13 protein-coding genes are annotated in these 15,054 nt (G+C 31.0%); 8 read left to right on the plus strand and 5 right to left on the minus strand.

Translation table 11 applies throughout. The annotated features are described in order from the left end of the window. Positions 1–269: 269 nt before the first annotated feature. On the plus strand, positions 270–866 hold the full coding sequence (locus IJI80_RS07925) for a thymidylate kinase (RefSeq protein WP_292789189.1): 597 nt from the start codon (positions 270–272) through the stop codon (positions 864–866). 123 nt (positions 867–989) lie between these two features. Here IJI80_RS07925 and IJI80_RS07930 read toward each other — a convergent pair whose 3' ends face one another. Beyond that, the gene (locus IJI80_RS07930; protein ID WP_292789192.1) at positions 990–1,532 is read right to left on the minus strand and encodes an AAA family ATPase; all 543 of its coding nucleotides are present in this window, start codon (positions 1,530–1,532) and stop codon (positions 990–992) included. 114 nt (positions 1,533–1,646) lie between these two features. Beyond that, on the minus strand, positions 1,647–2,393 hold the full coding sequence (locus IJI80_RS07935) for a 4-phosphopantoate--beta-alanine ligase (RefSeq protein ID WP_292789197.1): 747 nt from the start codon (positions 2,391–2,393) through the stop codon (positions 1,647–1,649). A 181-nt stretch (positions 2,394–2,574) separates the two neighbouring features. Here IJI80_RS07935 and IJI80_RS07940 point away from each other — a divergent pair, with 181 nt between their 5' ends. Both IJI80_RS07940 and IJI80_RS07945 read left to right on the plus strand, forming a co-directional pair. Continuing rightward, positions 2,575–3,069 carry an SseB family protein gene (locus IJI80_RS07940; protein ID WP_292789200.1) on the plus strand — a complete coding sequence of 165 codons (495 nt, stop codon included), beginning with the start codon at positions 2,575–2,577 and terminating at the stop codon, positions 3,067–3,069. Positions 3,070–3,084: 15 nt separating this feature from the next. Beyond that, positions 3,085–3,552: a hypothetical protein gene (locus IJI80_RS07945; protein WP_292789202.1), complete on the plus strand. Its 468-nt coding sequence runs from the start codon at positions 3,085–3,087 to the stop codon at positions 3,550–3,552. Between the two features lie 29 nt (positions 3,553–3,581). Here the strand turns inward: IJI80_RS07945 and uvrC are convergent, their stop codons facing one another. Next, a complete protein-coding gene (uvrC, locus tag IJI80_RS07950) occupies positions 3,582–5,426 on the minus strand; it encodes an excinuclease ABC subunit UvrC (protein WP_292789205.1) in 1,845 nt (614 codons plus the stop codon). Between the two features lie 217 nt (positions 5,427–5,643). On the opposite strand from uvrC, the gene IJI80_RS07955 reads away from it, so the two are divergent. Beyond that, the gene (locus IJI80_RS07955; RefSeq protein WP_292789208.1) at positions 5,644–6,699 is read left to right on the plus strand and encodes a hypothetical protein; all 1,056 of its coding nucleotides are present in this window, start codon (positions 5,644–5,646) and stop codon (positions 6,697–6,699) included. A 46-nt stretch (positions 6,700–6,745) separates the two neighbouring features. Here the strand turns inward: IJI80_RS07955 and IJI80_RS07960 are convergent, their stop codons facing one another. Next, on the minus strand, positions 6,746–7,600 hold the full coding sequence (locus IJI80_RS07960; RefSeq protein WP_292789211.1) for an ion channel: 855 nt from the start codon (positions 7,598–7,600) through the stop codon (positions 6,746–6,748). A 348-nt stretch (positions 7,601–7,948) separates the two neighbouring features. Here IJI80_RS07960 and IJI80_RS07965 point away from each other — a divergent pair, with 348 nt between their 5' ends. From IJI80_RS07965 to IJI80_RS07975, 3 genes are all read left to right on the plus strand, one after another. Next, positions 7,949–9,040: a hypothetical protein gene (locus tag IJI80_RS07965; protein WP_292789214.1), complete on the plus strand. Its 1,092-nt coding sequence runs from the start codon at positions 7,949–7,951 to the stop codon at positions 9,038–9,040. A gap of 171 nt (positions 9,041–9,211) precedes the next feature. After that, on the plus strand, positions 9,212–9,571 hold the full coding sequence (locus IJI80_RS07970) for a hypothetical protein (protein ID WP_292789217.1): 360 nt from the start codon (positions 9,212–9,214) through the stop codon (positions 9,569–9,571). Positions 9,572–9,841: 270 nt separating this feature from the next. After that, positions 9,842–10,315 carry a tetratricopeptide repeat protein gene (locus IJI80_RS07975; protein WP_292789219.1) on the plus strand — a complete coding sequence of 158 codons (474 nt, stop codon included), beginning with the start codon at positions 9,842–9,844 and terminating at the stop codon, positions 10,313–10,315. Between the two features lie 109 nt (positions 10,316–10,424). Here the strand turns inward: IJI80_RS07975 and uvrB are convergent, their stop codons facing one another. Next, entirely contained in the window at positions 10,425–12,386 is a 1,962-nt protein-coding gene (gene uvrB, locus IJI80_RS07980) for an excinuclease ABC subunit UvrB (RefSeq protein WP_292789222.1), read from the minus strand. A gap of 329 nt (positions 12,387–12,715) precedes the next feature. Between uvrB and IJI80_RS07985 the strand changes: the two genes are divergently transcribed. Next, positions 12,716–15,054 (plus strand): hypothetical protein (locus IJI80_RS07985; RefSeq protein ID WP_292789225.1); only part of this gene is annotated, 2,339 nt, incomplete at its 3' end.

The following is a 15,054-nucleotide window of genomic DNA, read 5'->3' on the forward strand; positions in this document are numbered from 1 at the left end:
TACTCTTTTTTATCAAAATTTTTAAGTATATTTTATTTTAATTATTTTCTCTTCTTCCAATCCAATAATTTTATAAAACTTTATAATGTATTATCAATATATAATTACTTAATTGAGTTATATATGATATCAATTCTTTAGAAAAAATTGGATTGAAAATACAATTAATTAAAATAAAATAATGTTTAATAATTTTAATAGTAATCATTTTAAAATACATTTTAAATAATCATATAATCATTTATTTTAATTGTCTGTGAGATGTTACAATGAAGAGGTTTATTGCTATAGATGGGCTTGATGGTTCTGGTAAAGATACGCAAGCTAGACTCATTAAAGAGAAATATGAAAAGGAAGGAACTGTCGTCATTCGTTCTCATCCAACATCAGACAACTTTTTTGGTCGTAACTCTAAGGCAGCTCTCGAAAGGGGTGGAAAGCTTAATAAGATAATAGCTACCTTATGTTACGGGGCTGATGCAATCAGATCTGTTATAAAATATTATGGGAAGGCAGATACAGTTATTTTTGTAAGGTATACATTGGCTGTTTCATACTTGAACAAGGCAATTTCCGTACCTGTCTACAAGCTTGTTTGCTTTGCGCTTCCTGTTTCTGAATATTTCTTCTATTTGGATGTTTCTCCTGAAAAGCTAGTGGAACGTGTACAGAAGAGAAATGAAAAGGAAGAGATGTTTGAAAATTATGAGGCATTTGTTAAAGTAAGGCAAAAGGCAGAGCCGGTCTTATACAATTGGCATGTGATTCCAGCAGATGATTCTCCAGAGGAAATATTTGCAAAAATAGAGACTATTTTAGATGAATTGGATTCAAAGCTATTGAATGAACCAAAAAAATTAGAATAATTGCATACTCTTTTTTTAAAATAAGTTTAAATAGATAAAAAATGATAAAAATAGATAAAAATAGATAAAAATAGTCAATAAATAATTAATAAAATTAAAAATAAAAAAAGTAATAAAATGGATTTAATCCATTTCTTTTTCTATAAATTCAGCAACTTTTTGTTTGAATTCTTCAAGAGAGCATTCATTTTCGATTAAATAATCGGTAGTTGATACAACATTACCTATACCGAAACCTAATTCTCTGTTTTCTCTTACCATAAACTCATCAAAATCAGTTGTATCGTCTTCTCTTCCTCTTAAAGAAATTCTTTTGAATCTGGTTTGAGGACTTGCATAAATGGAAACAGAAATGAAATCGTCAAAGTTTTCTTTAAAAAGTTCAATTTCATATGGGCTTCTTATTCCATCAATCAAAACTGTTTTAATATTCTTGTCTTCTTCAAAAAGATCTTTTATTTTTTGTACAGTTAATTCAGCCACAATATATTGTCCAAATTCTTCTCTTAAAGTTCTGGCAGTTGTACCTGTATCTTCCCCTCTTTCTGCAGCCTTTTCTCTAATTATGTCACCCATACTAACTACGAGTGCACCTTTTTCCATTGCAGTGTCGAAAAAAATACTTTTTCCAGATCCTTGCAAACCAGTTACTCCTATTACTTTCATTCTATCCCATTTGATTTTATTTTTTCAATTGTTTTTAAATATCAGTTTTAGAAAAATATATCTTTATTTTTAATTATTATTAAGTTTATCTTAAAAATTAAAGTTATTCTAAGATTATTTCAATTTAATCGCAGCCAATGAATCCTTTAGGTTTTGTTCGTTGGAGAAATTATTAACGATATTCTCTAAAAATTCCTTGTCATCTGCTTTTCCAGATGCCTTGAATTCCTTAGCTATTTCAGTCATTAAAGGAACAGCTCTTACAACATTGTCTACAATTGATATGGTGGACATCTTAGCAGTCCTTGAGAGAGGATTCAAGTCAATGCATATGATCTTCTTGCCATTTTGAACCAAAACCTCTGCCCTGTCACCATCTTCAAGAGGAACAAGCATGACATCAGCGATATAGCTTCCTTCCTTGCTTGCTGTTGCTCTTGGACTGTTAAGATTATCAATATAAGCCAATTCCTCATCATTTGTACCTAGAATGTCTTCCCAACCTTTTTCCTTAAACATTCTTGTAATGATTTCAACACGTTCAGGAGTTCTATAAAACAGATTGATTTCTATTTTTGAATCAGTTGCCTTAGCAAGTTCTATGATTTCATCAATAGCCAGTGCAGTTGTATTTCCATTCACTGACAAGACAGGATTTTCAGCAAGCAATATTGTAGCAACAGCAGCTTCACATGCCTTTTTAGCAGTTTCAGTTGTTTTCTCTCCAATCAAGTAATCGAATGTTTCCCCTCTTCCATGGGCAATCATGCCGGAATCTGCCAAATAACCTTCCTTAAAGGCATTTTTCACTTTATCTCTTAATAATAATGATTTATAACGTGGATGAGTTTTAGGTATCATGTTTAATATTATAGTTAAATTGATTAATAAAATTATAGTAAATGTATTCCGTAAAGGTGTTTAGTTGTATTATATTTATATGATAAATTATAAACTATAATTAATTGTTAATTATTTAATGATTTATTTATTTAATTAAAATTTTTAAGAATTTTTTTACAAATCCTATGGAGAAATATTTATGGATGAAAGAGTTGAAAATCCTGAACTTAAGGAAATCATGAAAACAAAACCTGAAGAAATGACTGAAGAGCAATTGGAAGCTTTTGTAGATGCATTTATGGAAGCTACCTTTATCATTCCAGCTGAATTGAACTCAGATATTGAAGCTCTTGAAGGAAAAACCGACGAGGAAATAGCTTTGGATGAAGAGATAGACCTAGAAATCATGAGGCTTGAAGATGAGGATGGAAATGTTCTCTTCCCAATTTACACCGATGATGATGAGCTTGAAAAATTAGCTGAAGAAGAGGATTTCGATATTTTCGGTCTAGTTATTTCAACTGAAGACCTTGCTATGCTACTCTCTGATATTGAAGATGATGATTTTGATGGAGTTGTGATCAATCCATTCCATGAAAATGCTGTAGAGCTTCCTTTAGAAGCTATTCTTGAGCTTTATGACTTTGAGGAATGTGATGATCCTGATTGTGATGACCCAACCCATAATCATTAAATAAACGATAAAGACATGTTGTTTAGCAGATTTAGAAGAAAGAACAATGATCTAATGGTTAAGAAGCCGTCTAAAGAAGTCTTAAAAGCCCATAATGATGCTGAAATCATCATCAAGGAGAACAATATAGACAGATTCCTTTTGAACATGTTTATGGATAAGAAAGGAATCAATAAGTTCCATACCACTCCTGAGCTTGTAAATGAATTCCTAAATTCAGATTGGTTCTTAAACCTTGACTTGAAATGTCTTCTTCAAAAAAACGATGAATCAAAAAGAATCCGCACTAATGCTTATTTAACTAAAAAAGAGATAATATTCAAAGAAAAAGTAGATATAAAAATAAGTTATGACAGTATCATGGATAGTAAAATTGATGGGAAAAAAGTGGATATGATCTGTGATGATGTCTCTTATAGGGTCATGTTCACCAATAAGAACTTGGCTGAGCTATTCTTTGATTATATCTCAAGTCAATCTTAAGCTTTCACTATGCAAGTTAAAAATTAGCTTTAGTCATTAGTTTCATCATGGAAATAGTCATAAACATTAGTTGCTGCTTTTTCATTCATTCCATTAACTTCTTTTATTTCATCTATGCTTGCATTTTTAATAGATTCTAAATCTCCAAAATGTCTTAAAAGCTCTATTTTTCTTTTTTTGCCTATTCCAACAATATTATCCAATGGAGATTCCTCAATCTTTTTGGACCTTAATTTTCTATGATAAGTAACAGCGAATCTGTGGGATTCGTCCCTAACTTGCTGAAGCAAATGCAAAGCTTCATTGTCTTGAGGAATTCTTATTGGGAAACTGCTGTTTGGAATATAAATTTCTTCAAATTCCTTAGCAAGACCGATTATAGGTATATGTGTAAGATTATATTCTTTCAATACATCAACAGCCATGCCTAATTGTCCTTTTCCACCATCAATTACGATAAGATTTGGCTCTTCTCCTAATTTTAATGGAACGATTCTTTCAGTTTCTGCTTCGTTCTTTTTCAAGTGTTCCTCATTGATTCTTATCTTTTCGTAATGTTCCTTAAGTGGCTTTAATCTTCTCTCAAGAAGTTCCTGCATCATTGCAAAATCGTTAGGTCCTGGTGTATTCATCTTGAATTTCTTGTACTGCTTCTTATTTGGCTTTCCATCTAAGAAGGAAACCTTGGATCCAACAGCCAATTTACCTGAAATGTTTGAAATGTCATATCCTTCAATCACTCTTGGAAGCTTTTCAAGCTTGAGGTACTTCTTAAGCTCTATCATGGAGTTTTCCATCTTTTGCTTTTGATTTTTAATAATGTCAGCATTTTTGCTTGCCATTCTAACTAATCTGAGCTTATTTCCCTTTTGAGGAACTTTTATAGACACCTTGTTTCCCCTTAAGTCACTTAGCCATTCTTCAATAAGCTTGTCATCAGGTATTTCCTCTTCGATTAAAATCTCCTTAGGAATATGCCTATTTATTCCATAGAATTGCTTGATGAATGCTGAAATGACCTCATCAGAAGTTGTATGTTGGGAACCGTCCATTAGGAAATCATCCTTTCCAATGATTTTGCCGTTTCTGATATTCATAACAACTACAACTGCATTTTGAGTGGTGTATGAAATGGCTATGATGTCTTGGTCAAGCTCATTGTTCAATTCAACGAATTGCTTGTTCATGACTTCCTCAATGGAACTGATTTGGTCTCTTATGACTGCTGCCTTTTCAAATTCCTGATTTAAAGCAGCCTCTTTCATCTCGGATTCAAGGTCCTTTATGATCTTATTGTACTTTCCTTGGAAGAAAAGGTCTATCTTTTTGATATGCTCATGATATTCCTCTTTGGAAATGCTTCCATTGCATGGAGCGTAACATAAGTCTATCTGACTGTTCAAGCATGGTCCGTCCATTCTTTTGCAGGTTCTTATTCTAAACAGTTGCTTTAGGAACTTTACTGTTTGTCTTACTGCAGTAACATCTGTAAAAGGACCATAATATGAACCTTTTTTACCTATATCCCTTGTAATGACTATTTTAGGGAAATCCTCATCTGTTATCTTTACATAAGGGTACCTCTTGTCATCCTTTAGGTTGATATTGTATCTTGGCTTATGCTTCTTAATTAGGTTCGCTTCAAGAATAAGTGCCTCTTTTTCAGTATTTGTTACAATGTACTCGAGGCTGTTGAAATGACTCATCAGGACTTGAGTCTTAGGCCTATCAAGGTTTTTTTGAAAATAGGATCTCACTCTGCTTCTAAGTGATTTTGACTTTCCCACATAGATGATTTCCTCATTCTTGTCCTTCATTATGTATATTCCAGGCTTTCTAGGAAGTTCATCTGGTGAGTTAACTTTAGTTGACATTTTAATACCTTGATAATTATTGAATTAATGAATATTGTTAAATTTTGTTATTGCTTAAATAGTTTCAATTGTTTTACTAATACTATTTTGATTATTCTTAACTTATAATGATTTTTATTTTTTATAAATCTTTGTTTAAAAATTAAATATTATTTAAAAAATTTTATATTAATTGAAAACATATAATTATATGTTTAATTCAATAAGGGGGAATCATATGGAAAAATCTGCTTTTAGCACATTAGAAAAAACTTTTTTGATAATAGTTTCATTCATTCCTTTTTTAAATGGGATGACTTTTGTCTATATGGGGTCAAAAGAATCCAGTAAGAACTGGATTATTGAAGGATTGGTCTATGAAATTCCTTGGTTTTTACAATTTTTATTTGCTGAAAATGATGATCTTGCCACTACATTTGCAGGTTTCGGCTTATTATTCATGTTCATATGCCTATTGAGAACATTATATATCATTTTCACCTATAAGAAAGAGATTGACACTAATAATAGGCCAATGAGGAAAAAATCAAGTTCCTTTTGGGTAGTATTTTCTCTAATCATGTTCTTGAATGGTATAGGATTGATTATTGTAGGATATAGAAGAAATGTTCAAAGATGGATATTAGAAGGTGCATTATTTGAATTCCTATGGGTTCTATATTTCATTACATATAGTGTTAATGATGGAATTATAAATTTTTTCATTGCAATAGCAGTGATTGGATGGGTATTGTCAATTGCAAGAACAATCATGATTTACTTTGAGGAAAAAAGAATGGATAACCTCTCATTTTATCCGTCACCTCAACCTGTAGTCAGTGCACCTGCTCCTGATATCAGTCCAAAACCAGTTGAAAATGCTATTGCTGATATTATTCCAGAGTTTAAGCCATATAAGACGGAAATAGATAATCAAAAGCAAGCATTTGATAAAAAGGAAGAGAATATCACTGACTTAATCAATAAACGATTCGAAAGTGGTGAATTAAGCCATAATCGTTTCATGTCAGTTATAGATAATTGCCATAAGCTATTCTATCACCAATCCGATTCTGCTACAAGCATTATTGAAATGGCTCCAGAATACAGTGAAAGACTGGATGAGGCCGTTAAAGACAAAATAATCATTATGGAATCAATCAATCATGAGATGAATAATCTAATAGAAGAGCTTATCATTCATGATGGTGACAATGAAAAATCAGAAGAGGACCTAAAGGAACTCTTTGCAAATATGGATAATTTGATAAATTCTGTAAAGGATTATAAGTAAATAATCCTTTTTTCCTTTTTAAAAATAGGTTTGTTTTTTTATTATTTTAATTCTTTAAGTTTTCATTTAAGCTTTTTATTTCATCATTTAACTGCTTATTTAACTCTTTTAATTCATTTATCTCATTTTTAAGTTGCTCAACATCACGGTCTATACCATCCACTTTAGTATGAACTTCAGTAAGATTCTGCTTGTTAAATCTTAGATTCTCTTTTAAATTCTTAATGTTGGTGTCGTTTTCTGTAATGTTGAAGTCTTCATTCATCAAAATTCTTCTTGCAAAATAGGAAGCGATAGCTCCTGTAACTGTACTGAAGATCAATACTCCAACAATCAAGGTAATGAGTCCAATTATCTTTCCAGCACCGGATTGAGGCAATATGTCACCGTAACCGACTGTTGTAATTGTTGAAAGAACAAACCATAGGCTGTCAAATAAGCTGTTTATGCTTGGATCAAAGAGATATAATCCAAGTGTGGAAGCAAGTACAACAAGCAGTGTTATGCCAAAAATCTCATCTAGATGAGTCTTTTTAAGGAAAAAGTCAATTGTTTCAAAGAATTGTGAAAAGAGAGCAATTACCTTGATGAATTTTAAAACCTTGAACACTCTTAATAGAGAACCATTCAAGACAAATGGTAGCATAATCAAATCAAATGGAATTGCAGCTATCAGTTCTGTCCAGTTCTTGATTAGGAAATGCTTCTTGTCATCGCTATCAGATAATCTTGTAAAAAAGTCAATAAAGAGGATAATACATAAGATTGTATCAAAGACAATTATGCTGAAATATAGGTCAGCCCCTATATCTGAAATCAATGTTAGTGTAATCAAGATTAGATCTAATATAATCAATATTGATAAAAAGTAATTAAACTTGCTGTTTTGATAAAAGCTCATGTTTTGCCTCTCTTATAATTTTTAATTTGCAAAGAATTTAAAAAATTTTCATTCCTAATTAAAATTATTGTTTTATTCATTATAAATTTATTTAAAATTTTCATGAATATTCAAAATATCTAAAATCATATAAATTTTTCCTAATTTTTTTATAAATTTCAAAAAAAGTATACATTTTTAAAAAATAAATACAAAAACTTATATACTAAAAATATTATAGTAACTTTAGGATATGAAAATATCCTAACAAATACATTAGAAACTAATAGAAACTGAAATTTAATTAAATATTTAATTAAAAATTTAAAGAAATAAAGAAAATATTTGAAAAAGTTGTAGGTGGGGGTTATGACACGAACTATTTTTTCAAAGATTACAAGCTCTTTATGGGTATTGGTATCCTTTATTCCATTCTTTAATGGTTTGGGATTTGTCTATATTGGAAACAAATATGCAAATGCCCAATGGTTTGCAGAGGGAATACTTTATGAATTGCCTCTTATATTGGGATTGTTGACTTTGCCAAATCTTACGGTATCAACTCCAATGTTCATTTTTGGTACTTTAGCATCATTGGTTTCCATTATCAGAAGTTTTATGGTAGATTATACACTTCAAAAGGACTTGGATCAATCCAATATTATAGAAACAAGCTTGGATGAAAAGATTGATGGCATCATCAATTCCTTATGGGTCTTAATTTCATTCATTCCATTATTCAATGGTCTTGGTTTGGTCTATAAAGGTAAAAATGCTCCAAATAAAACCTGGTATCTTGAGGGAATTCTCTATGAGATTCCTTGGATAGTTGGAATTTTAGGCATAGGATTTTCACAGGTCAGATTTGTTGCATTTGAAGCTGCAGTTCTTTTCTACTTTGTATCCATAATCAGATCCATAATGGTTGCCACTGAACCTGAGCCATTATATAAATTTAGGAAATCAATCGCTGAAGAGATTAAATCAAATATCAAATCAAATGATGTAAAAGAAGTTATAATTGAAGAAGAAACAATCAGTGAAAATAGCGAAGGAGTAATTTCAGCATTTAAATTCTATGAGAAACAGTTCAATGAATTGGAAAGAATTTATCCTAAAAAAGAGAAAAGTACAATGGAGCTAATTGAAAAGAGATTTGCTCCTCCTCAATTGACTTATTCAAGATTCAAGAGAGTTGTTGATGATTCTCATGAAACTTTCTACAGCCAATTGAATGCAGGATATAATATTCTTGAATTAAGTACTGAATACAGCACAAAAGTAGAGGACGAGCTTAAGAATAAGCTTCTTGTCTTAAATTCGATTATAAAAGGTTTAGATAAACTGTCTGAAGAATTGGTTCTCAACATTTCTCAAGTTGACACTGAATCAGATGATGATATTGACCATTTGTTTGATGAATTTAAAAGGGCAACACGTTCTGTAAGCGCTTATGAATAAATTAATTGATTTTAATTAATTTATTCTAATTATTTTTTATTTTTTATTTTTTAATAATTTTAATCTTTTTTTATTAAATTTCCTTTATTTTTATTTCTTATTTTCCCTAAATTCATAAAAATTTATTAAACATATTCAATATATTATATATTGAAAGATTTGAGTGATAACATGACTATGAAAACAGGTAGCAATTTAAAATTCAATGATCAATATGAATATTTAACATTTGATTTAGACCAGGAATTCCTATTAGGTGAATTAAAAGGAGAGGAAATAAGAGATAAAATGATTTCCGCTCAAGAAATATTGGATAATCACTTGGAAAACAATTACAGTCCTGGAGATGAAATAGAAATTGACAATCCTTTTGATGAACCAAGACTTAGGAAATTCATTAAGATAAATGATGTAACAGATGACATGCTTGATATAATCTATTATCAGCATCAAATAAACAAGGATGTTTATAAGTTTGTTACAATGTCTGAACCTCCTGTAAGGGGTCGTATCTTAATTTCAAAGGAATAGATTCTTTTTTTATTCTTCCTCTATTTTTTCTTTATTTTTATGATTTTTCTTTGTTTTTATAATTTTTTCTTTAATTTTTTTAATATTTTATTCAATTTTTTGACTATTTTCCTAATATTTTTTAATCCTTCAACTATTTTTTACTATTTAATTATCTAAAAATTCAAATATAATGATAAATTTTATTAACACGTGTTAACAAAATATAAAACAGGAAAAATATTAATTAATAGTTTTTAAATTTAAAATTATTCTTATCCAGGTGATTCTATGGGATTCGATGAATTGATGGAGAAAGGAAATCAATTAAGAAAAGAAAACAAGTATGAAGAAGCATTAGATGCTTATCAAGCTGCATTGAAGGCTGATAAAAGACGTACTGAAGCTTGGAATATGAAAGCAAGTACCTTAGGTCTTTTAGGAAAAACCGATGAAGCCATTGAATGTTTTGACAGATCATTGGAACTTGACTTAGAAAATGAGCAAACCTGGTTTTTAAAGGGAATGACTTTATTTGCTGTCAATCGTTTCAATGAAGCGAATTCCTGTTTTGATAAAGCAGTAAATGCAGATCCTCACAATCCTGTATATTGGAAATACAAAGGAATGGTTTTAAGTCAATTAAATCACAATGCAGATGCCTTAAAATGCTTGGATAATGCATTGGAATTAAATCCCGATGATGAAGCTGTTCTTGTATTTAGGCATACAGTTATAGAAGCGTTAGAAAAAGAAGAAAATTAAGTCGTAGGAAAGTTCCTACAACTCTTTTTTTATTAAATTTTAGAGATATTGTAATAGAATTTATATCATTTTAACTATTTTTCACATTTTTTTATAATTATTGATTATTTTAGAACTTTTTAATACTCTTCAAGGCAACAATTTGATCTCTTAAAACAGCTGCTCTTTCGAAGTCTAAATCGTTAGCAGCCTCTTTCATTTCTGCTTCTAAGTCCTTGATTAATAGCTTAAGCTCATCCTTAGGCATGCCCTTAAGGTCATCTCTTGAAGGCGTCTTCTTGGTAGACATCTTCTTGTCCTTAAGAGTTCTGTATGTTGATTGAGGAGTGATGTTATACTTTTCATTGTATGCCATTTGAAGCTTTCTTCTCTTGTTAGTAATGTCAACAGCATTCCTCACTGAATCTGTCATGTCATCAACATACATAAGAACTTCACCATCTACATTCCTTGCAGCTCTTCCTATTGTCTGGATAAGAGATGTTTCAGACCTTAGGAATCCTTCCTTATCTGCATCCAAAATAGCTACAAGTCCCACTTCAGGTAGGTCAAGCCCTTCTCTAAGCAGGTTAACACCAACAAGAACATCAAACTCTCCACGCCTTAAATCATCGATGATCTCCACTCTCTCTAATGTATCAATCTCTGAATGAAGATACCTTACTTTGATTCCGATTCTGGCATAGTAATCGGTCAAGTCTTCAGCCATTCTTTTGGTAAGTGTAGTGACGAGGATCCTTTGGTCTTTTGCCACTTTCTTTCTAACCTCAGCAAGCAAATCCTCAACTTGCCCTTGAACCGGTCTGATTGTGATTTTAGGGTCAACCAGTCCAGTTGGTCTGATGATTTGCTCAACAACATTTTGGCTTCTGGACATTTCATAAGGTCCCGGAGTAGCTGAAACATAAAGAACCTGATTTTGAATTGCTTCAAACTCATCAAATCTAAGTGGCCTGTTTTCCTTTGCAGAAGGCAATCTGAAACCGTATTCCACAAGTGTTTCCTTTCTTGACCTGTCCCCATTGTACATTCCTCTAATTTGAGGAACTGTTACATGGGATTCATCAATTATTGTCAAGTAGTCATCTGGGAAATATTTTAGCAATGAATAAGGCATATCTCCCCAATTTCTGCCAGATAGGTGCATGGAATAGTTTTCAATTCCTGGACAATAGCCCATTTCCTGAAGCATTTCTATATCAAAACGGGTTCTTTGCTCCAATCTTTGAGCTTCCACATATTTTCCATTGAGATTCAATTCCCTAAGTCTGCTTTCAAGCTCCTCATTGATGTCCTTTAAAGCTTGATCCATTCTGTCAGCACCTACAACGAAGTGCTTTGCTGGAAATATCATATATCTTTGAAGTGGCTCTTCCTTTTTCCCTGTAACAGGGTCAATCAAGCTGATTGCATCTATTTCATCACCAAAGAGTTCAATTCTTATTGGAGGTGTTCCATGAACAGGATTGATTTCAATAACATCTCCCCTTACCCTGAACTGACCTCTTTCAAATGCAATGTCATTTCTCTCATATTGCATGAAAATAAGCTTTCTTAAAATGTCGCTGCGTTCATAGATATCTCCTACAGCGATGGAAAATGCAAATTCTCCATAATCCTCAGGTGAACCTATACCATAGATGCAACTTACACTGCTAACAACGATCACATCATCTCTGGATAAAAGTGATTGGGTGGCTGAGTGCCTCATTATGTCTATCTCTTCATTGATTGATGCCTCTTTGTCAATGAATGTGTCTGTTCTTGGCACATAAGCTTCTGGCTGGTAGTAATCATAATAGCTGACAAAGTATTCCACTGCATTTTCAGGGAAAAACACCTTGAATTCTTCGTATAATTGTGCAGCCAATGTCTTGTTGTGAGATATGATCACTGTTGGCTTTTGCACCTTTTCAATGATGTTAGCCATTGTATAGGTCTTTCCAGAACCGGTGACACCTAATAGTGTCTGTTCATGATATCCCTTCTTAATGCCGTTTACAAGGGATTCAATGGCTTGTGGCTGGTCACCAAGTGGCTTATATGGAGATTTAAGTTTGAATTCTTTCATTTTTGCACCTATTAATTTAAGTTTTAAAGGTAATTTTCATAATATACTTTTAGCTTTATTTCTTATAATAGTATGTATTTTTTAAACTATTTTCATTTTAGAATATTAATAACTTAAGTTAAGTTTATATGTATTAAAGCAAAAATGATATATAATATTATAAAAATATTATATAATGTATTAATTATAAGTGAGGATTTTGGACTAAATCCAAAAACTAATAATCACTTAAATTATATAATATGAGAAAATTAGAAATATATGAATTAATTCAAACTAATAAGAATTTATGTATTTGACTGAAATTAATTAAGGAGGATACAAAATTTATGAAATTTAAAAAATCAAATATCCTATTGATTTCATTGATATCTATATTTTTATTATTAAGTATGAGTGCGGTATCAGCTGCAGATATTGCAGATAATGCTGGCTCTGATTTAGCAGCAGATATTGATGGTGTCTGGGATATTGATAATGATGATGTAAATCATGCTAATGGTTTATCTCAAGCAGATAATAACATCATCTCTGATGATCCTGAACTATATGGGGATGAGGGAGATGGTGAAATCAATGATGATGATCCTATTCCAATAGAAACTACAATTGAATCAAATGATGAAAATTATACCCTTGGAGACGATATTGTATTAAATGTCACTGTAAAGGATAATGAAAGCAATGTTATTGGTGATATTGGAGCAGATGATTTATGGGTTAGCTACAAAAATGAAGCTGATGAAGACTTTACAGACATAGGTTTCACTTTAAATAATGAATCTCAAATAGTGATATCTTCTTCCACAAATACATTTCCTGTAGGAAATTATACTATAAAAATCGGATTTAACGGAATAACAAGAGATGGTATCGCTTATGGAGAATCAAATACTACCATTGATTTAAAGATCAAGGAACCTATTCCAATGGATACTTCAATTGAATCAAATAATGAAACTTATACCTTTGGAGACAATATCATATTAAATGTCACTGTAAAGGATAATGAAAGTAATGCAATTGATTTCGAAAAATCTGATTTATGGGTTAGCTACAAAAATGGAACTGATGAAAACTTTACAAATATAACTTTCACTTTAAATAATGAATCTCAAATAGTGATATCCTTTGCAACAAATAAGACATTTCCTGTAGCCAATTATACTATTAATATTGGATTTAAAGGTGCAACAAGAGACGGTTTTGCTTATGGAGAGTCAGAAACCAACATTACCTTAAATATCACCCCATCTGATACTAGAATCAATGCAAGTGATGTGAAAGTTCAGATCGGGGATGATGTAATAATTCCTCTTGTCATGTATGTTGAATCCAATAAGACTCTAAACTACAATGAAACAAGGTTGGAAGTTTATTTGGTTCACGATGATATCGAAGAGAAAATTAACTACACTAAAGTTAGTGGTGGCATAAAATTAATCGATTTTAGTCAGGAATTTGGCAATTACATTATTAAAATAAAATATACAGGCAATCAGAATTGTAATCCATCTAATACCACAGTTTCTGTTGCTATTCTTGAAAATAACACTATAATTTTTGGTGATGTAAGTGTAGATTTCCAAACTAAAAACATTACTATTCCTATTGTTATAGATAATAACGGAAATGCAATAGAATTTTCTGGAGAAAACTTTACTTTAGAGTTAGTTTATTATAATGGAACTGATTATGAAACTGTCTACATTGATGATTTTGATTTCATCAGTGAAGATGGCAATTATACAATTAGTTTTGCAAATGATACTATTCAATTTAAAGATGTGAAATTAACTGTTATTTATGCTAATGGCACTTTAAATGAAACAAGTAATATCATTAAGATTGTTGATAAGAACACCATTATTGCTGATGGCACTATAAATGTGAACAATCACACACATAATGTGACTATTCCTATTAGTGTAAATCATACTACTATCATTAGTTATGATGGTAAGAACAGTACTAATGTAACTGTATTGAATCTCACACAAGATAACATTGTTTTAGTATTGGCTTATAATAATGGAACTGATAATCTTACTATCACTGATTTTGAATTGAATGGCGATAATGGTAATTATACTATTAGTTTCCTTATTACTGACGAACAGTTAAACAGTACTAAATTAACTATCATCTATGGAAATGGTACTTTAAATGAAACTAATAAAACTGTAACATTAAAAGGAATTGTTGAAGCTTATATTGTTCCTATAAACGTTTCAGCAGATTATCAGGATGGTGAATTTAAATTCCAAGTATTTGATGCTTATGATAATGGTACTCAAACTATGATTTTATCAAATGTAACCATTACAGTTAGTGGAGTAATCTTTGTTACTAAAACAGGAGACTCATCATACAATTTCGGTTCAAAGGATTTCACAACTGATGAAAACGGATTTATTGTGATTAAAAACAACAACACTTTTTATAATGATAATATTCTTGAGAATTTCTTGTATGCAGGCAACTATAATTTAACCTTCAGAGGCCATGAACCTTATGTTTTAAATAGTACAATCGAAATTACTATCAACAAGGTTCAAGCTGAAATTGTTGCCTCTCCAAGTGTAGAAGAATATGAAGAGGGTAAGAAATTAAACTCTATCTTCCAAGTAATCAATTCAAATACAGGAGAAGCAATCAAATCAGCTCT

It is taken from the genome of Methanobrevibacter sp., assembly GCF_017432245.1.
Classification (GTDB): Archaea; Methanobacteriota; Methanobacteria; order Methanobacteriales; family Methanobacteriaceae; genus Methanobrevibacter.

Excerpts from the sequence above, each read along its gene's own strand:
- IJI80_RS07975 (WP_292789219.1), top strand. The coding sequence starts at position 9,842 with ATGGGATTCGATGAATTGATGGAGAAAGGAAATCAATTAAGAAAAGAA.
- IJI80_RS07925 (WP_292789189.1), top strand. The coding sequence starts at position 270 with ATGAAGAGGTTTATTGCTATAGATGGGCTTGATGGTTCTGGTAAAGAT.
- IJI80_RS07930 (WP_292789192.1), bottom strand. The coding sequence starts at position 1,532 with ATGAAAGTAATAGGAGTAACTGGTTTGCAAGGATCTGGAAAAAGTATT.
- IJI80_RS07945 (WP_292789202.1), top strand. The coding sequence starts at position 3,085 with ATGTTGTTTAGCAGATTTAGAAGAAAGAACAATGATCTAATGGTTAAG.
- IJI80_RS07960 (WP_292789211.1), bottom strand. The coding sequence starts at position 7,600 with ATGAGCTTTTATCAAAACAGCAAGTTTAATTACTTTTTATCAATATTG.
- IJI80_RS07970 (WP_292789217.1), top strand. The coding sequence starts at position 9,212 with ATGACTATGAAAACAGGTAGCAATTTAAAATTCAATGATCAATATGAA.
- IJI80_RS07955 (WP_292789208.1), top strand. The coding sequence starts at position 5,644 with ATGGAAAAATCTGCTTTTAGCACATTAGAAAAAACTTTTTTGATAATA.
- IJI80_RS07965 (WP_292789214.1), top strand. The coding sequence starts at position 7,949 with ATGACACGAACTATTTTTTCAAAGATTACAAGCTCTTTATGGGTATTG.
- IJI80_RS07935 (WP_292789197.1), bottom strand. The coding sequence starts at position 2,393 with ATGATACCTAAAACTCATCCACGTTATAAATCATTATTATTAAGAGAT.
- IJI80_RS07940 (WP_292789200.1), top strand. The coding sequence starts at position 2,575 with ATGGATGAAAGAGTTGAAAATCCTGAACTTAAGGAAATCATGAAAACA.
- uvrB (WP_292789222.1), bottom strand. The coding sequence starts at position 12,386 with ATGAAAGAATTCAAACTTAAATCTCCATATAAGCCACTTGGTGACCAG.
- uvrC (WP_292789205.1), bottom strand. The coding sequence starts at position 5,426 with ATGTCAACTAAAGTTAACTCACCAGATGAACTTCCTAGAAAGCCTGGA.